This is a genomic window from Anaeromyxobacter dehalogenans 2CP-C, from assembly GCF_000013385.1.
Classification (GTDB): domain Bacteria; phylum Myxococcota; class Myxococcia; order Myxococcales; family Anaeromyxobacteraceae; genus Anaeromyxobacter; species Anaeromyxobacter dehalogenans_B.
In genome coordinates this window covers 4,645,563-4,662,287 of sequence record NC_007760.1, presented here as the reverse complement: position 1 = coordinate 4,662,287, position 16,725 = coordinate 4,645,563, and the positions used below count along the sequence as shown (strand labels likewise).

The window sequence follows — 16,725 nt, the reverse complement described above, 5'->3', positions numbered from 1 at the left end:
GCAGCTCAGCGGACTTGCCAAAGACGCACCGTCATGCCGTCACCCTGCGTGCCGGGCCGGGCACCTCGACGGCGTCCTTGGCCACGATCTTGTTCTGGCGGTCTACGAGGACCACGGTGGGCTTGAAGTCGCGGGCCTCGGCCTCTTCCAGCTCGGCGAACGTGGCGAGGATCACCATGTCGCCGGGGCGGTTGAGGTGCGCGGCCGCGCCGTTGATGCAGATGATGCCGGAGCCGCGCTCACCCTTGATCGCGTACGTCTGCAACCGGGTGCCGCGGGTGATGTTCCACACGTGAACGGCCTCGTACTCCCAGATGCCCGCGGCCTCGAGCAGGTCCTCGTCGATGGAGACCGAGCCCTCGTACTCGAGATCCGCGTGCGTCACGGTCGCACGGTGGATCTTCGCCTTGAAGAAGGTCCGACGCATGGCAGGACTCGTTTTCTTACATGGTCGGGTCGGTTCGCGCAACACCCGCCGCCCGCCGTCCGGTCCCCCGCACGGCGGAGCGGGACCCGGTTCAGTCGTGGAACACGAAGGAGTAGGCCGCGTCCGCCCCGGTGCCGTCCTCCTGGTCGAAGAACTTGGGAACCGTGACGAAGGCGCGGAGCTTCCCGGAGAGCACCATGTGGATGAGCAGCTGGTCGGCGTTGCGCGCCAGCGGGCGCTGCGCCTCGACCAGCTTGCGCGCGGCACCGAGCGTGAACGCGTAGGCGTGGGTGCAGTGGTGCAGCCCCGCCGCCCGGAGGTGCTCGCTGAACGGGCGCGGGTGGAACCGGAGGATCTGCGCGGGGGTCCACTTCATGAGGCGCAGCGACGCGCCCACCAGGTAGGCGGCCTGCTTGGCGCGGTGGCGGAGCGTCACCCGCTCGAAGTTGGACCAGCCCAGGTACGCGAGCTCCCAGTCCTCGGGGAGCTGCCGGAGCGCCTCGGGCAGGAGCGCCAGATCGGGGCCGCGCGGCACGACGTCGTCCTCGAACACGAGCACCCGCTGCCAGCCGTTCTCGACGGCGGCCCGGTAGACCTGCAGGTGGGAGACGGCGCAGGCGATCTGCCCCTGCGACATGGGCTTCGAGTGGCGCGCCGCGCGCCGGTCGGCGGCCGCGTCGTAGCCCTCGGCGGCGAGGCGCGCGGGGTCGAGCAGCCGCTTGTCCATCCCCTGGTGGAAGCGGTAGTCGAGCCCGGCGAGCCGCGCGCGCACGCGCTCCTGCCGCTCGACCGCGCGCTCGACCGTGACCACGAAGATCCGGTCGAACGTGCGGTGGAGCGCGTCCCAGGCGGCCGCGACGTCCGGCGCCAGGGCGGGGGCCGGCGCGCCCGCGGCGGGCGTCGCCGGCCCGGCGGCTCCGCTAGCGGCGGGCGAGCTCGGCATCGACGACCGCGCGGATCTGCTCGAACGGCACCGCGCCTTCGACCTTCACGCCGTTCACGAACATGGTCGGCGTGGCCTGCGCGCCGATGCGGGCGGCCAGCGCCTGGTCCTCCGCGATGCGGGCGCGGCCCCGGCCCGAGCGGCGGGCCGCGTCGAACCGCGCCACGTCGAGGCCGATCTCGCGCGCGGCGCGCTCGTAGAGCGCGTCGGACAGCTCGCGCTGGCTCGCGAACAGCTTCTCGTGCATCTGCCAGAACTTGCCCTGCTCGCGGGCCGCCTCGGCCGCCTCGGCCGCGGGCATGGCGTTCGGGTGCATGCCGAGCGGCTGGTGCTTCCAGACCACCCGGACCTTGTCGCCGTAGGTCTTCTGCACCTGCGCGAGCGTCGGCTCGACGCGCGCGCAGAACGGGCACTGGAAGTCGGAGAACAGCACGATCGTGACCGGCGCCTTCGGGTTGCCGCGGGTCGGGTCGTCGGCGCGGACGGCGAGGCCCTGCACCGGCTGGCCGGCGGGCAGCGCCGCCGGGATCACCGCGCCCTGCTGCGGCGCGGCCGGCTTCAGCGCCAGGTTGGCCTGGCAGGCCTGCTCGTAGAAGCCCGGGCCCGCCTTGCCGCCCTTGAGCAGCGCGTCGGCCTTCTTCAGCTCCTCCTCGACGATGGGCCGCATGCGCTCGAGCGGGAGCGCGCCCACCACCTGGCGGCAGTTGAAGAACATGGTCGGCGTGCCGTTCGCGCCCACGCCGTTCGCGAGCTGCTGGTCGGCCGCGATCCGGTCGGCGCCCTTGCGCGCCGCCACCGCCGCCTGGAACTTGCGCAGGTCGAGCCCGAGCTCCTTCGCGTACTGCTCGTAGGTCGCCGGCGAGAGCGCCTGCTGGTTCGCGAACAGCTTCTCGTGCATCGGCCAGAACTTGCCCTGGTCGCGGGCCGCCTCGGCCGCGATGGCCGCCGGCAGCGCGTTCGGGTGGAAGGAGAGCGGCTGGTGCTTCCACACGATCCGCACCTGGCCCGGGTACGCCTCCTCGAGCTGCTTCAGGGTGGGCTCGACGCGGGAGCAGAACGGGCACTGGAAGTCGGAGAACAGCACCACCGTCAGCTTCGCGTCGGCCGGGCCGCGGGCCGGGTCGTCGGCGCGCAGCGGGACCTTCGCGTAGGTGGCGGGCGGCGGGGCCGCGGGGGCGGCCGGGGCCGGGGCGGCGGCCGACGGCGCGGCGGCGGCCGGGGGCGGCACGGTGCCGGGCAGGAACACCGGGGCGGTCGCGCCGCGCTCGATGGTCTTCGCGTACACCTGCGCGGCCGGCGTGCCGGACCGGACGAGCTGCTCGGCCTTGCGGAGCTCCTCGTCGATGACCGTGCGGAACGCCTCGATGGGCTGCGCGCCGGCGATCTTGCGGCCGTTCACGAAGAACGTCGGGGTGGCGGGGGCGCCCAGGCCGACCACCAGCTTCTGGTCGCGCTCGATGCGGGCGCGGTGCGTGCCGGACTGCATCGCCTCGCGGACCTTGGCGACGTCGAGGCCGAGCTCGCCGGCGGCCTTCTCGATGGCGGCCTGGTCGAGCGCGGGGGCCGAGTCGAACAGCTTGTCGTGCAGCGCCCAGAACTTCTCGTCGCCGCCCTGCGCCCGCGCCTCCTCGGCGGCGAGCGCGGCCGGCATCGCCTGCGGGTGGAACGAGAGCGGGTTGTGCTTGAAGACGAAGCGCACCTTGCCGCGGTACGCGTCCTCGACCTGCTTCATGGTCGCCGCGCCGCGCTTGCAGTACGGGCACTGGAAGTCGGACGACTCGACGATCGTGACGAGCGCGTCGGCCGGGCCGCGCACCGGCGAGTCGTCGGCGGGCACCCGGTAGACGGCCTTCGGGTCCTCGACCGGACGCGCGCGCGTCGGCGCGCCCGCGGGCGCCCGGGAGGGCCTGCCGCCCATGTCCCACGAGCCGCGCCCGACGAACCCGATCGCGAACCCGATGACGAGCGCGACCACCCAGCTCACGTGCTTCATGTGTCCCGTCTCCCTTCCAGCCAAAGTCAGAGCCACCGCAGATATCAGGATCGCCCCAGGTGGACAACGCGCCGGCTCCTCGCCGCGACGCCAGGCCGAACACCGGACCTTCCCGCGAATTCCCCGCCCCGGGTGTGGGGCCCCCTAGAGGCCGATCCGCGCCACCGCCAGCAGCTGCACCTCACCGTCGGTCCGCCGATCCTCCGGCGCCGGCGCGCGCCGCGTGAACCCCTGCCAGCGCGCCACCGCCTCGAACACGACCGCCCGCCCGAACGCCGCCCAGCCGGCCGAACCCTCGGCGGCGGCGTACAGATCCGCCTTCTCCCACAGCTTCACCAGCTCGGCCTGCGCCGAGAGGATCGGGCCGGCCGGGTACTCCACCGTGTAGCGGAGCCGGGCGGCGCTCGCCGCGTGCACCTGCTCCGACTCGGTGGTCCCGCCGGCGCCGGGCAGGTGCGCGCGCCCGAGATAGCGCACATGCACCATCTCCACCGGTGCGGCCAGGTAATCGAGGCGCGCCTGGTAGCCCACCGTCACGTTCCCTTCCACCGACGGGAGCGTGCCGAGCTGGACGAGCGACTGGAGCGCGAGCCCCGGCGCGCGCGCGGCCTCGGCGCGGGCGAGCACGAAGCGGAACTCGGGGTAGCCGATCGCCCAGGCCGCCTCCAGCTCGCCGTCGGAGGGCACGAAGATGCGGTCCTCGCCGCCGGCGAGCACGCGCGCGCGCAGCCGCACCGCCTGCGAGAGCCGGCCCGGGAACCAGCCCTCGGCGCGGGCGCCGACCAGGATCAGGAACGGCGGGTTGTGCTCCCCGCGGTCGATCTCGAACCCGCCGAAGCGCCCGGCGACGCCGGTCGAGAGCCCGACGGCCCAGCCGTCCACGTCCCCGGGCGCGGGGAGCGGCTGGGCGGCGGCGGGCGCGGCGGCCAGGGCGGCAAGGACGAGCGCCGCGGAGGCGAGGGATCGCATCGGGCTAGAAGCGGAAGCTGGCGCCGCCGCGCACGAGCAGCGGCAGGCCGTAGCGGCCGGCGAGCGGCGCCCCGGTGTCGGCCTCGGCGAACAGCCCGAACGCGCCGGTGAGCCGGACCTCGGTGGAGAGGCCGACCAGCAGCCAGCGCCAGCGCATCCCGTCGCCGCGCGAGTTGGAGGCGTCGAAGGCGACGCGGACCTGGAACGGGAGGCGCGGGAGCTGGTAGCGCGCGCCGGGCCGGAAGCCGAAGTGGGTGTCGGGCTCGAGGCCGAGGGTCACGCCCGCCTCGAGGCGCAGGCCGGTCCCGGCCAGCTCCACGCCCGGCACCGCCTCGATCTCCATGACGCCGGCCTGGCCGTGGTCGAGGCCGAGCTCGCCGCCGCCGCCCAGCGAGGCGAGGACGGAGAAGCCGGACGGGCCCGGCCCGGGCTCCGCGGCGGCGGCCGCGGCGGGGAGGGCGCACGCGAGCGCGAGCGCGATCGCGAACGGCGCGCGCGCGGCGGCGGCGCGCGGGCTGCGGACGGTGGATGTGCGCATGGCGGACAAGCTACCCCCCGATCGCGCCGGGCTCAAGGAAGCGCCCGGCCGGACCGCCCGTTGCCGCGGCCGGCGCGAGCGGCTAAAGGGAGACGCGCATGGCGCTCACCGCACAGATGCCCGCGCCCGCGCGCACCCTCGACACCTCGGGGCGCCTGTGCCCGTTCCCGATCGTCGAGACCGCGAAGGCGGTGAAGGCGATGGACGCGGGGGCGGTGCTGCTCGTCATCGCCACCGACCCCGGCATCGCGCTCGACATGCCGATGTGGTGCAAGGCGACGCGGAACGAGCACCTCGGGACGTTCCAGGACGGCGGGGCCTGGAAGAGCTTCGTGCGAAAGCGCGCCCGCTGAACGGCGGCCCGGCCGGGCCTGGAAGGCGACATGAAGAAGCAGGGCAAGGCGATCGCACTGATCTCCGGCGGGCTCGACTCGACGCTGGCGCTGGCGCTCGTGCGCGGGCAGGGCATCGAGGTGAAGGCGGTGAACTTCTACACCGGCTTCTGCATCACCGAGACGCAGCGCCGGAAGGGCGGGCGCCCCGACGGCACCGTCCCGCAGAACGAGGCGCTCCGCGCCGCCGCCGACCTCGAGGTGGACATCGAGTACGTGGACATCTCCGGCCCGGGCTACTTCGACATGCTCGTGAACCCGCGCTGGGGCTACGGCGCGAACGCCAACCCGTGCGTGGACTGCCGCGTGTTCATGATGCGCAAGGCGAAGGAGATCATGGAGGCGGAGGGCGCCGACTTCATCTTCACCGGCGAGGTGCTCGGCCAGCGCCCCAAGAGCCAGCGCCGCGACACGCTCCGCATCATCGAGCGCGAGAGCGGGCTCGACGGCCGCCTGCTCCGCCCGCTCTCGGCGAAGCTCCTGCCCCCGACCATCCCGGAGAAGGAGGGGATCGTCGATCGCGAGCGCCTGCTCGACATCAGCGGCCGCGGCCGCACCCGGCAGATGGCGCTCGCCGAGGAGCTGGGGATCTCGGAGTGGCCGCAGCCGGCGGGCGGGTGCTGCTACCTGACCGACGAGGCGTTCTCGCGGAAGTTCTTCGACGTGCTCGACGCGCGCGAGGCGCGGGGCGAGGCGCGCAAGCTGGAGCGCGAGGACGTGGTGCTGCTCTCCACCGGCCGCCACTTCCGGCTCTCCCCGCGCGCGAAGCTCATCGTCGGGCGCACCGAGGTGGAGAACGCGCTGCTCGAGCACCACGTGGACGGGCGCGCCCGGGTGGAGGCGCGGGACGTGCTCGGGCCGGTGGCCCTGGTCGAGGGCGTGCCGACCTGGGAGGAGCGCCAGCTCGCCGCGCGCATCGTGGCGCGCTACGGGAAGGGCAAGGACGCGGGGCGCGTGGTGGTGGAGTGGCGCGAGGGCAACCTGGTCGAGACCTACGAGGTCGAGCCCGAGCACGACGAGGCGCGCGTCGAGGCGATGCGGATATAGGGTCGCGCGCGCGACCGCACGCCCGCACCGGGCGTTGACCCCGGTCAACGCCCCACCGCCGCGTCGGGGCGTCCCGCGAAGCACCGGGTTGTCCCGCGCGCCGTTCCGATCGAGCATGGTGGCTCCGCGGCTGCGTTTTCCGGGCGCAGTCGAGATTCTCCCATCTCGAGGTGACGCATGGCGGCGAAGCGCATCTACGCCTTCGGCGGCGGCAAGGCCGAGGGGAACAAGGACATGAAGGACCTGCTCGGCGGCAAGGGCGCCGGGCTGGCGGAGATGTCGAACATCGGCATCCCGGTGCCGCCCGGCTTCACCATCACCACCGACGTCTGCGCCGAGTACTACAAGGCCGGCCAGAAGCTGCCGAAGGCGCTCGAGCCCGAGCTGAAGGCGGCCCTGCGCAAGGTGGAGGCGCTCACCGGCAAGGGCTTCGGCGACCCGTCCGACCCGCTGCTCGTCTCGGTCCGCTCCGGCGCCCGCGCCTCCATGCCCGGGATGATGGACACGGTGCTCAACCTCGGGCTGAACGACGCCACCGTGGAGGGGCTGGCGGCGCGCGCCTCGAACCCGCGCTTCGCGTGGGACAGCTACCGCCGCTTCGTGGCGATGTTCGGGGACGTGGTGCTGGGCCTCAAGCCCGAGCGCAAGGAGGACCGCGATCCGTTCGAGGTGATCCTCGACGCGAAGAAGCACGCGCACGGCGTGAAGCATGACAAGGACCTGCCGGTCGAGGCGCTGCGCGAGCTGGTGGCCGAGTTCAAGGCGGAGATCCGGCGGCGCAAGGGCGTCGAGTTCCCGGAGGCGCCCCACGAGCAGCTCCTCGCCGCCATCGGCGCGGTCTTCCGCTCCTGGAACAACGACCGGGCCATCGCGTACCGGCAGCTGAACGGCATCCCGGCCGAGTGGGGCACCGCGGTCTCGGTCCAGTCGATGGTGTTCGGGAACATGGGCGACGACTCCGGCACCGGCGTCGCGTTCACCCGCAACCCCGCCACCGGCGAGGACGAGTTCTACGGCGAGTTCCTGGTGAACGCGCAGGGCGAGGACGTGGTCGCGGGCACCCGGACGCCGCAGAAGATCTCCGAGCTGAAGGAGCGCTGGCCGGAGGTGGCGCAGCAGCTGGAGGCCGCGCGCGAGACGCTCGAGCGCCACTACCGCGACATGCAGGACATCGAGTTCACCATCGAGCGCGGGCGGCTCTACCTCCTGCAGACGCGCAACGGGAAGCGCACCGGCCTCGCGGCGGTGCGGATCGCGGTGGAGATGGCCGAGGAGCGGCTCATCGGGCGCGACGAGGCGGTGCTGCGGGTCGAGCCGGAGGCGCTCAACCAGCTGCTCCGCCCGGTGTTCGACGCCGAGGCGAAGGCGGCGGCGGCGAAGGGCGGGCGGGGGCTGGCGAAGGGGCTCCCGGCCGGCCCGGGCGCCGCCAGCGGCAAGCTGGTGTTCTTCGCGCAGGACGCGGCGGCGTGGCACGCGCGCGGCGAGCCGGTGATCCTGGCCCGCCACGAGACCAGCCCGGAGGACATCCGCGGCATGGCCGCCGCCGAGGGCTTCCTCACCGCGTTCGGCGGCATGACCTCGCACGCGGCGCTGGTGGCGCGGCAGATGGGCAAGGTCGCGATCGTGGGCTGCGGCGCGCTCGAGTTCGACTACCACGCGCGCACCATGACGGTGGAGACCGCCGGCGGCCCGAAGGTGCTGAAGGAGGGCGACTGGCTCTCCATCGACGGCACCGCCGGCGAGGTGATCGAGGGCCGCCTCGACACGCGCCCGTCGGAGGTGATGGCGGTGCTGGTGGAGCGCAGCGTCGAGCCGAAGGACGCGCCGACGTACCAGCGCTTCGCGAAGCTGCTCTCCTGGGCCGACGCCGCCCGGCGCCTGAAGGTGCGGACGAACGCCGACCAGCCGGACCAGGCGCGCGTGGCGGTCGCGTTCGGCGCGCAGGGCATCGGCCTGTGCCGCACCGAGCACATGTTCTTCGGCGAGGGGAAGATCGGCCCGATGCGCGAGATGATCGTGGCCGAGACGCACGAGGACCGACGCAAGGCGCTCGCGAAGCTGCTGCCGGTGCAGCGCGAGGACTTCCGCGGGCTGTTCCTGGAGATGGCGGGGCGGCCCGTCACCATCCGGACGCTGGATCCGCCGCTGCACGAGTTCCTCCCGCACGAGGAGCAGGGCGTCGCGCAGCTGGCGCGCGACACCGGGCGCACCGTCGAGGAGATCCGGGCGCAGATCGCGGACCTGGTCGAGTCGAACCCCATGCTCGGCCACCGCGGCTGCCGGCTCGGCATCAGCCACCCCGAGATCACCGAGATGCAGGTGCGCGCCATCTTCGAGGCGGCCTGCGACGCCGCCGAGCAGGGCGTGAAGGTCGAGCCCGAGGTGATGATCCCGCTCGTCGCCTCGGTGAAGGAGCTGGACGACCAGGCCGGCGTGGTGCGGCGGGTGGCCGACGACGTGTTCGCGCGGCGCGGCCGCAAGGTGCGCTACCTCGTGGGGACGATGATCGAGGTGCCGCGCGGCGCGCTCACCGCCGCCGAGATCGCGCGCACCGCCGAGTTCTTCTCCTTCGGCACGAACGACCTCACGCAGACCACGTTCGGCCTGTCGCGCGACGACACCGGCCCGGTGCTGCAGACGTACCTCGCGAAGGAGATCCTGCCCGTCGATCCGTTCGTCTCGGTGGACCAGGACGGCGTGGGCGCGCTCATGAAGATCGCGGTCGCCGGCGGGCGGGCCACCCGGCCCGGCCTGAAGCTCGGCATCTGCGGCGAGCACGGCGGCGATCCCGCCTCGGTGGAGTTCTGCCACCGCATCGGGCTCGACTACGTCTCCTGCTCGCCCTACCGGCTCCCCATCGCGCGGCTCGCCGCGGCGCAGGCGGCGCTCCGCGAGCGCGCGCAGGAGAAGAAGGTGGCGCCCGCCGGGAGCGCGAAGCGGGTGCGGAACGGGAAGGCGAAGCCCGCGCGCGCCGCGAAGGCGCCGGCGCGGCGCGCGCGGAACGCCGCGATCGCCGTCCCGCGTGCGCGCAAGGGCGCCGGGCGGCGCCCGCGGGCGCGCGCGTAGCGGAGGACATCGGATCGGGGAGCGTGCCCGGGCGAGGCGGTGGATGCCGGACGCACGCTCCGTATTTTGACGCGGGCGGCCGCGTGGGGCACACTGCGCACGACTCCCGCCTCCGGTCCGATGAAGCACTCCAAGCTCTCCGTCTGGCTCCTCCCCGCGAGCGCGCTCGTGCTCGCGGGACTGGCCGCCCCGCGCCCCGAGCCCGCCCACGCGGCGGCCCCGGCGGCGAGCGCCGCGGCCGGGACTCCTACGTCCACCCCGGCCCCCGCCGAGCGCCCACCGCCGCTCGGGGAGCCCCGCTACGACGCCGCGCTGGGCCGATGGGTCGCGCCGCTCGGGCAGGGGCGGGCGGTGCTGACGATCGAGCCGCGGCTGCAGGCGCGCCTCGAGCGCACGCTCGCGTCGAACGCCGTGCCCTGGGGGGTGACCGTCCTCATCGAGCCCGCCACCGGCCGCGTGCTCGCGATGGCCGAGCACTCCGAGGCCGAGCCGGCGCGCAAGGGGCTCGCGCGCACCGCCATGGCGCCCGCCGCCAGCATCTTCAAGATCGTGACCGCCGCCGCGCTGCTCGAGCGCGGCGTCCGCCCCGACGACGAGGTCTGCTACCACGGCGGCAAGCGCCGCCTGCAGCCGAAGCTCCTCGCCGACGACCCGCGCCGCGACAGCCGCTGCATGAGCCTCACCTCCGCGCTCGGCCACAGCGCCAACGTGGTGTTCGCGAAGCTCGCCGGCCGCGACCTCGGGGCCGCCGAGCTGCGCACCGCCGCCGGCCGGTTCCTGTTCGGCGAGCCCATCCCCTTCGCGCTGCCCGTGGACGTCTCGCCCGCGCCCATCCCCGACGATCCCTTCCAGCTCGCCAACACCGCCGCCGGCTTCGGCCCCGTTCGGCTGTCGCCGCTGCACGCCGCGCTCCTCGCCGCCACCGTCGCGAACGGCGGCGTCTTCGTCCCGCCGTCGCTGGTGGAGGAGGCCGACGGCGCCACGCCGCCCGTGCCCCCCGCCCCGTGGCGCGTGATCGACGAGCAGGTCGCCGGCGCGCTCGCCGACGCGATGCGCAGCACCGTGACCGAGGGGACCGCCCGGAAGGTGTTCCGCCGCGGCGGCCCCGGCTCGCTCCGCGGGGTGGAGGTCGCCGGCAAGACCGGGTCGCTGACCGACCCCTCGCCGTACCGCGACTACTCCTGGTTCGTCGGCTACGCGCCCATGGACCGCCCCGAGGTCGCCGTCGCGACGCTGGTGGTGAACGGCCAGAAGTGGCGCACCCGCGCGACCGCCGTCGCCCGCGAGGCGCTCGAGGCGTACTTCTCGAACCGCGTCGCCAGCGCCGACGCCCCCGGCCTGCGGACCGCGAAGGCCCCCGCGCCCTGAGTCACCCGGGCCGGCGCCAGCCGCCCGCGTAGGCGTCCACCACCGCGTCGCCGAGGGCCCGCCGGGCTTCCTCTAGGTTGTGGCCGCGACAGCGGATGCGAAGGTTGTCGGCGGTCGAGGCCCCGCCGCGCGCGAGCGGGACGACGTGATCGAGCTCGAGCCGGTGCGTGGACCCGCAGCGCTCCCCCGACGCGAGGACGAAGGTGCACCGCCCGCCGTCGCGGGCCCAGACCTCGCGGCGAACGCGGGCAGGGATGTGGTTCGGCTTGGAAGGCCGAACCTTCATCTGCGGCCGAGCCGTGAGCCCCTTGCGCCGCGCACGGTCGTCGAGGAGCAGGTCGAGCGCCGCCTCGAGGACGTCCTCGCGGGAGGCGTCGGGCATGGAATGTGAGAGCGCATTCCGGGCCGCGTCGAGCTTTTTCAGGAACGCCTTGGAGACGGTGAGGTGCATTCGGGCCTGGTCGCCGTCGAGCCAGTCCACGGAGCTGGGCCTGGCGGCAGGCGAACCCGCTCGCAGTTCGACAGGCTCACTGCGAGCGAGTTCTTCAGGAGCCGCGACCTCGACTCGGCCGGGTACATTCAGTTCGGGCGCCCGAAATAGAATCGGCTCCGCAGCAGGCGCCGTCACCGCCGACGGCACAGAGGCCGCCCGCACCGGCACGACGACCTCGCGCCGTGGCGGGTTCTCCACCGGCCGGATCGAGGCAGCCACCTCCGCCGCATCCCGGCTCGACAGGCCGTAGAACCGCGGCAGGATCTCCGCGCAGTTCTCGGTGGTCACCACCTTCGCCAGCTCGCAGACCGAGGACAGGCACAGCTTGCCGTCCCGGAGCGCGCCCTCCACCGCCGGGTAGCGCTGGACCAGCTCCGCCGCCGTCTTCCGGTACTGCGCCGCGCCGGCCGAGAGCCCCAGCTCGCGCCGCAGGAACGAAAAGAGCGACGTGTGCCCCCGCTCCCGCCACAGCCCGCGCTTGTCGAACTCCGCCAGCGCGACCAGGAACTCCGCCATGGCATGCCGCTCGGATCGGAGCAGCTCCACGAGACGCTTCGTGAACTCGGTTGCGATGTCCATGCACGAAGCATCGCACGCGGATTTCGCCCTTCGTAAAACGCACGAGACTCGCCCCGGACGCGCGAACGCACCCAGGGTCCCGCGCCCCCTCGCGTCGTCCTTCAGCGCCTCAGCCGCGCCCTGCGAGCGCACCAGGGCCCTGCGTCCCAGCGATTCCGCTCGCGAGCGCCACCCCGCCCGCAACCCCCGTCAAGCCCGCAACACGTTCCCGTTGGGCCGCAAGCATTTAGTCACTCACCGTGACAACCCCCGCGCGCCCCCCGCGCCCCGCGCCCCACCCGCGGGCGTCTCGCAAGCCGATCCCGGCGGCCCCGGCTCCGGCCATCCAACCCCGCCCCCGACCGCCCCGCACCCTCAAAGCCCAGCCTCCCGCCCGTGGTTCGACGAGCTCACCACGAGCGGGCATCGGAAAGCCCTCCCGCCCGCGGTTCGACGGGCTCACCGCGAGCGGGCATCACCTCACCACGAGCGGCATCCGCCCGCCTTCACAGCACCACCAACCCCGAATCCGCGAACCTGCGCAGCGCCTTCAGCACGTCCAGCTCCCGCATCGGCGCCGCGCGCACCAGCTCGGCCACGCTGCGCTTCCCGTCGCACCGCGACAGCAGGTACCGATCCGCCGCCGGCAGCCGCATGCGCGCGAGGTCCGGCGCCGACACCTGCGCCGCCGGCCGGAGCGTCGCCCCGAGCAGCTCCGCCTGCAGCCGCTCCCCGAGCGCCGCCTCCGCCTCGGCCCGCGCCGCGCGCGCCGGCGCCCACCCCGGCGCCAGCTCCGCCGCCCGCGCGGCCGCGAGCTCCGCCTCGTCCGCGTGCCCGTCGGCGAGCAGCCCGCGGGCGCGCTCCACCAGCTCCGCCGCCTCGCGCTCGGCGTCCGCGGCGCCGCGCTCGGGCGCGGGCGGCGGGGCCGCCCGGACCACGCCCTGGTTCGCGAGCGCGTAGAGCCGCTGGTGCAGGTGGAAGTCGGTGGCGTTGAGCGCCAGCCCCAGCTCGTCGATGGTCTTCCCCGCGCGCGCCAGCGCGAGCAGCCGCCCGTCCACGGTGCCGGGCGCGAGGCCCGGCGGCACGCGCGCCTCGTCCACCACCAGCGTGGCGGCGCCGCTCGGGAACTGCGCGCGGAACGCGCTCCACGCGGTGGCGCGGAACTCGGCCTCGCGCGCGATCTCGGCGAGCGGCACCTCCGGGTCGAGCTCGTCCACCGCGGCCGGCGGCGCGTCGTCGAACGTGAACACGCCCGAGTCCCACAGGAACACGTCGAGCAAGGTCTCGCGGATCTTGATGGCGAGCACCTCGCGCACCGTCTCCGGCGCCACCAGCCCCACCATCACGAGCACCCGGCCCAGCCGGACGCGGGTCTGCTCCTGCGTCTCGAACGCCTTCTGCAGCTGCGCCTCGGTGAGGTGGCCGTAGTTGACGAGGAGCTGGCCGAGGAACTCGCGCGGATCGTTGGACGCGGCCGCCACCGCCGCGCCGCCGCGGAGCTGCAGCGTCTTGCGCACCGAGCCGCGCTCGCAGGTGAGCGCGCCGGTCATGGCGCGCCGCGCGAGCAGCTCCACCAGCTCGCCGAGCGGGAGCACCGCGAAGCTGCCCATGAGGCCGCGCACGCGCGGAGTGTGTACCGGGCGGCGCGCTGGCGGCAAGGCGGCCCCTCGTGTAAGAACTTCCCGCCATGAGCACCCGGTCCGCCCGCCCGGCCGCCGCCCTCGCCGCGCTCGTCGCGCTGGTGGGGCTCGCCGCCTGCAAGGAGTCCCGCCCCGCCGTCTCCCAGGCCGAGCTCGATCGCTTCGGGATCGAGCGCGCCACGTCGGTGCCGGCCCCGCCCATCGAGCTCATCTCGCTCGACGGCACCCGCTTCTCGCTCGAGAGCGCGAAGGGGCAGGTGGTGTTCGTGAACTTCTGGGCCACCTGGTGCCCGCCCTGCCGCACCGAGATGCCGTCGATGCTGGCGCTCGGCCGCGAGCTGGAGGCGAAGTACCCGGGCAAGTTCCGGATGGTCGCGGTCTCGGTGGACGAGGCGTGGGACCCCGTGCGCGAGTTCATCTCCGCGCCTCCCTACATGGGGTCCACCGCCGGGGCCACGGTGGTGCTCGACGCCGACCAGTCGGTCACGATGCGCTACTACTGCGCCGCCCGGGGCGGCTGCCCGGACTCGTACAAGTTCCCGGAGTCGTACATCGTCGGGAAGGACGGGAAGCTCGTCTCGATGGTGATCGGGCCGCGCGAGTGGTCGGTCCCGGTGGCGCGCGCCTACCTCGAGCAGCTCATCGGCTCCTGAGCCGGCCCCGTCCTTTCCCAGCAAAGCCCGCAGCTTGACTCGGTGCGCCATGCACCCCGGGTGACTGCGCGCGCACATGCACCCCCGCGCGGCTCGGCGGGGCCCGCTCCCCGGATTTCTTGATAGGCCCCGATCACGTGCACTATAAATGCCCGTGAATCTTTGAAGATCCGGCGATCGAGGCCACGTCGCCCGGGTCCTCCGGAGGGGCGTTTGGACGCGCGCGGCATCCCGGTGGTGGTGATGGGCCTCGGCGAGATCGGACGGGCGATCGCCCGCGCCGCGCTGGCCCGTCCGGACCTCGAGCTGGTGGCGGCGGTGGACTCCGACCCGTCGCTGGCAGGGCGCCCGCTCGGCGAGCTGCTCGGCGTCCCCGCGCCCGCCCTGAAGATCGCGGCGGACCCGAAGGCGGCGCTCGCCGCGGCGAAGGGGGGCGTGCTGCTGCTCGCGACCGCGAGCACGCTCGACGCGGTCCGCCCCGACGTCGAGCGCGCGGTGCGCGCCGGGCTGTCGGTCGTGTCCACGTGCGAGGAGCTCGCCTACCCGTGGCTGCGCCACGAGGAGGCCGCCGACGCGCTCGACCGGCTCTGCGAGCAGCGCAACGTGGCGGTGCTCGGCACCGGCGCCAACCCGGGCTTCGTGCTCGACCGGCTGGCCGCGGTGCTCGGCCACGCCACCGGCCCGGTGCGCCACGTGCGCGGGCTGCGCGTGGTGGACGCGTCGCGCCGGCGCGCGGCGCTGCTGCGGAAGATCGGCGCGGGCCTGACGGAGGACGCGTTCCACGAGGCCGCCGAGCGCGGCGAGGTCGGGCACGTCGGCCTGGCCGAGTCGGCCGCGCTGGCCGCCACCGGGCTCGGGCTCGGCGTGGACGAGGTGGACGAGGAGCTCGCGCCGCTCGTCGCGGAGGAGGACGCGCGGGGCGGCCCGGTGCCGGTCCGGCGCGGGCAGGTGGCCGGCTTCACCCAGGTCGCGCGCGTGTTCGCCGACGAGCGCGAGGTGGTGCGGCTCGAGCTGACGATCGCGGTGGACGCCGACGACCCGCGCGACGAGGTCGAGCTGGACGCGGACCCGCCGCTCCGGCTGGTCGTGCCGGGCGGCATCCCCGGCGACGCGGCCACCGCCGCGGCGGTGGTGAACGCGGCGGTGGCGGTGACGGAGCTGCGCGGGCTCGTCACGGTGCTCGACCTGCCCGCGGGCCGGTGAACGAGAGGGCGCATGCTCGACAGATCGCTGATCGGCAGGGAGAGCGAGCCGGTGGTCCACGAGGTGGAGCGCGGCGCGATCCGCCGCTTCGCCGAGGCGCTCGGCGATCCCAACCCGCTCTACCAGGACGAGGCCATCGCCCGGGCCGCGGGCTTCCCGGCGCTGGTCGCCCCGCCGACGTTCCCGGCGGCGCTCACCTCCAACGAGCGCTTCCGCCACTCGCTCGACCTCGGCACGCGCTCGGTGCTGCACGGCGAGCAGCAGTTCGAGTACGCCCGGCCGCTGGTGGCCGGCGATCGCATCACCGTGGTGACCCGGGTGGCCGACGTGCAGGAGCGCGCCGGCGCGAGCGGCCCCACCGACGTCCTCGTGCTCGAGGACGAGGGGCGCGATCCGGAGGGCAAGGTGGTGTTCCGGTCGCGCGAGACGCTGCTGCTGCGCCGCTGAGGAGACGATGACGCTCACCGCACGCCAGCTCTACTTCGAGGCGGTCAAGGTGGGGGACGAGCTGCCCCCCCTGGTGAAGCCGCCGGTGGACCGCCTGCAGATCGCGCGCTACGCCGGCGCGGCCGAGGACTGGAACCCGCTCTGCATCGACGAGGTCCACGCGAAGAACGCCGGCTTCCCCAGCGCGCTCGCCCCCGGCATGCTCAGCATGGGGTTCCTGGGCGAGCTGGTGATGGACTGGGTGCGCGGGGCGCGGCTGCGAAGGTTCCAGGCGCGGTTCGTGAAGATCGTCTGGCCCGGCGACGTGCTCACCGTCCGCGGCCGCGTGGTGGACCGGCGCTTCGAGGAGGGCGGCCGCTACGCGGTGGACATCGAGACCTGGGCCGAGAACCAGCGGGGCGAGCTGGTGGTGCGCGGCATCGCCGGGTTCCAGCTCTACTACAGCGCCGAGGACGAGACCCGGCAGCGCGCCGGCCAGCCGCCGCTGGTGGTGACGCCGGCGGAGGAGGAGGCCCGGCTCGCGAAGCTGTCGCGCGCGCAGCCGCCGCGTCCGGCCCCGGTCACCGGCCGCGCGCTGGCGCCGCCGCGCCCGCTCGCGCCGCCCCCGGCCCCGCCGCGCCCCGGCGCGCCCGCCGCCGCCCGCCCTGCAGCCCCGCCCGCCGCCGCGCCCGCCCGGCCCGCGGCCACCCCGCCCCGAGCGCCGGCGCAGGCAGCCCGCCCGCCCGCGCCCACCGCCCGCCCGGCGCCGCCGTCGCGCCCGCCGGGGCCCGCGGCGCGCCCGGCGCCGGCCGCGCGTCCGCCGCCGCCGGCGGCGAAGCCGAAGCGCCCGGTCGCCGCCGCGCGCCCCGCCGCGAAGCGCCCCGCCGCGGGGAAGGGGAAGGGCCCTGCGCGGCCGCACCCGGCGAAGCGGCCGGCCCGCAAGGAGAAGGCGGCCAGCGCGCGCGCCCGCGCCCCGGGCCGCAAGCCGGGCGGGAAGAAGCGGCGGTGA

At 74.7% G+C, this 16,725-nt stretch carries 15 protein-coding genes; 8 read left to right on the top strand and 7 right to left on the bottom strand.

Going from position 1 to position 16,725, the window contains the following annotated elements; translation table 11 throughout:
* Nucleotides 1-31 precede the first annotated feature (31 nt).
* From panD to ADEH_RS20885, 5 genes are all read right to left on the bottom strand, one after another.
* A complete protein-coding gene (gene panD, locus ADEH_RS20905) occupies nt 32-427 on the bottom strand; it encodes an aspartate 1-decarboxylase (protein ID WP_011423097.1) in 396 nt (131 codons plus the stop codon).
* A gap of 91 nt (nt 428-518) precedes the next feature.
* Nucleotides 519-1,370: a glycosyltransferase family 25 protein gene (locus tag ADEH_RS20900; RefSeq protein ID WP_011423096.1), complete on the bottom strand. Its 852-nt coding sequence runs from the start codon at nt 1,368-1,370 to the stop codon at nt 519-521.
* Complete coding sequence (locus ADEH_RS20895) at nt 1,348-3,363, bottom strand: DsbA family protein (protein ID WP_011423095.1); 2,016 nt, start codon at nt 3,361-3,363, stop codon at nt 1,348-1,350. The genes ADEH_RS20900 and ADEH_RS20895 overlap by 23 nt, the downstream gene beginning before the upstream one ends.
* A gap of 144 nt (nt 3,364-3,507) precedes the next feature.
* On the bottom strand, nt 3,508-4,332 hold the full coding sequence (locus tag ADEH_RS20890; protein ID WP_011423094.1) for a hypothetical protein: 825 nt from the start codon (nt 4,330-4,332) through the stop codon (nt 3,508-3,510).
* A 4-nt stretch (nt 4,333-4,336) separates the two neighbouring features.
* On the bottom strand, nt 4,337-4,870 hold the full coding sequence (locus tag ADEH_RS20885; protein WP_011423093.1) for a hypothetical protein: 534 nt from the start codon (nt 4,868-4,870) through the stop codon (nt 4,337-4,339).
* Nucleotides 4,871-4,968: 98 nt separating this feature from the next.
* Here ADEH_RS20885 and ADEH_RS20880 point away from each other — a divergent pair, with 98 nt between their 5' ends.
* The 4 genes from ADEH_RS20880 to ADEH_RS20865 all read left to right on the top strand — a co-directional run bounded on the left by ADEH_RS20880 (nt 4,969) and on the right by ADEH_RS20865 (nt 10,743).
* Complete coding sequence (locus tag ADEH_RS20880) at nt 4,969-5,223, top strand: sulfurtransferase TusA family protein (protein WP_011423092.1); 255 nt, start codon at nt 4,969-4,971, stop codon at nt 5,221-5,223.
* A 30-nt stretch (nt 5,224-5,253) separates the two neighbouring features.
* Nucleotides 5,254-6,309 (top strand): thiamine biosynthesis protein, encoded by a 1,056-nt coding sequence (locus ADEH_RS20875; protein WP_011423091.1) that lies wholly within the window; start codon nt 5,254-5,256, stop codon nt 6,307-6,309.
* A gap of 177 nt (nt 6,310-6,486) precedes the next feature.
* Nucleotides 6,487-9,375 carry a pyruvate, phosphate dikinase gene (gene ppdK / locus ADEH_RS20870; RefSeq protein WP_011423090.1) on the top strand — a complete coding sequence of 963 codons (2,889 nt, stop codon included), beginning with the start codon at nt 6,487-6,489 and terminating at the stop codon, nt 9,373-9,375.
* 120 nt (nt 9,376-9,495) lie between these two features.
* On the top strand, nt 9,496-10,743 hold the full coding sequence (locus tag ADEH_RS20865) for a penicillin-binding transpeptidase domain-containing protein (protein WP_011423089.1): 1,248 nt from the start codon (nt 9,496-9,498) through the stop codon (nt 10,741-10,743).
* A 1-nt stretch (nt 10,744) separates the two neighbouring features.
* On the opposite strand, the gene ADEH_RS20860 is transcribed toward ADEH_RS20865, so the two are convergent.
* A complete protein-coding gene (locus tag ADEH_RS20860) occupies nt 10,745-11,815 on the bottom strand; it encodes an HNH endonuclease (RefSeq protein WP_011423088.1) in 1,071 nt (356 codons plus the stop codon).
* A gap of 485 nt (nt 11,816-12,300) precedes the next feature.
* Nucleotides 12,301-13,416 (bottom strand): DUF4388 domain-containing protein, encoded by a 1,116-nt coding sequence (locus tag ADEH_RS20855; protein WP_041453742.1) that lies wholly within the window; start codon nt 13,414-13,416, stop codon nt 12,301-12,303.
* Nucleotides 13,417-13,481: 65 nt separating this feature from the next.
* Between ADEH_RS20855 and ADEH_RS20850 the strand changes: the two genes are divergently transcribed.
* The 4 genes from ADEH_RS20850 to ADEH_RS20835 all read left to right on the top strand — a co-directional run bounded on the left by ADEH_RS20850 (nt 13,482) and on the right by ADEH_RS20835 (nt 16,725).
* On the top strand, nt 13,482-14,087 hold the full coding sequence (locus ADEH_RS20850) for a TlpA family protein disulfide reductase (RefSeq protein WP_011423086.1): 606 nt from the start codon (nt 13,482-13,484) through the stop codon (nt 14,085-14,087).
* Nucleotides 14,088-14,300: 213 nt separating this feature from the next.
* Nucleotides 14,301-15,290 carry an NAD(P)H-dependent amine dehydrogenase family protein gene (locus tag ADEH_RS20845; RefSeq protein ID WP_011423085.1) on the top strand — a complete coding sequence of 330 codons (990 nt, stop codon included), beginning with the start codon at nt 14,301-14,303 and terminating at the stop codon, nt 15,288-15,290.
* 12 nt (nt 15,291-15,302) lie between these two features.
* Complete coding sequence (locus tag ADEH_RS20840) at nt 15,303-15,737, top strand: MaoC family dehydratase N-terminal domain-containing protein (RefSeq protein ID WP_011423084.1); 435 nt, start codon at nt 15,303-15,305, stop codon at nt 15,735-15,737.
* 7 nt (nt 15,738-15,744) lie between these two features.
* On the top strand, nt 15,745-16,725 hold the full coding sequence (locus tag ADEH_RS20835) for a MaoC family dehydratase (protein ID WP_011423083.1): 981 nt from the start codon (nt 15,745-15,747) through the stop codon (nt 16,723-16,725).

Coding starts and splice junctions, on each gene's coding strand:
- ADEH_RS20875 (WP_011423091.1), top strand. CDS start 5,254: ATGAAGAAGCAGGGCAAGGCGATCGCACTGATCTCCGGCGGGCTCGAC.
- ADEH_RS20835 (WP_011423083.1), top strand. CDS start 15,745: ATGACGCTCACCGCACGCCAGCTCTACTTCGAGGCGGTCAAGGTGGGG.
- ADEH_RS20860 (WP_011423088.1), bottom strand. CDS start 11,815: ATGGACATCGCAACCGAGTTCACGAAGCGTCTCGTGGAGCTGCTCCGA.
- ADEH_RS20890 (WP_011423094.1), bottom strand. CDS start 4,332: ATGCGATCCCTCGCCTCCGCGGCGCTCGTCCTTGCCGCCCTGGCCGCC.
- ADEH_RS20885 (WP_011423093.1), bottom strand. CDS start 4,870: ATGCGCACATCCACCGTCCGCAGCCCGCGCGCCGCCGCCGCGCGCGCG.
- ADEH_RS20895 (WP_011423095.1), bottom strand. CDS start 3,363: ATGAAGCACGTGAGCTGGGTGGTCGCGCTCGTCATCGGGTTCGCGATC.
- ADEH_RS20880 (WP_011423092.1), top strand. CDS start 4,969: ATGGCGCTCACCGCACAGATGCCCGCGCCCGCGCGCACCCTCGACACC.
- ADEH_RS20850 (WP_011423086.1), top strand. CDS start 13,482: ATGAGCACCCGGTCCGCCCGCCCGGCCGCCGCCCTCGCCGCGCTCGTC.
- ADEH_RS20865 (WP_011423089.1), top strand. CDS start 9,496: ATGAAGCACTCCAAGCTCTCCGTCTGGCTCCTCCCCGCGAGCGCGCTC.
- panD (WP_011423097.1), bottom strand. CDS start 427: ATGCGTCGGACCTTCTTCAAGGCGAAGATCCACCGTGCGACCGTGACG.
- ADEH_RS20840 (WP_011423084.1), top strand. CDS start 15,303: ATGCTCGACAGATCGCTGATCGGCAGGGAGAGCGAGCCGGTGGTCCAC.
- ADEH_RS20900 (WP_011423096.1), bottom strand. CDS start 1,370: ATGCCGAGCTCGCCCGCCGCTAGCGGAGCCGCCGGGCCGGCGACGCCC.
- ppdK (WP_011423090.1), top strand. CDS start 6,487: ATGGCGGCGAAGCGCATCTACGCCTTCGGCGGCGGCAAGGCCGAGGGG.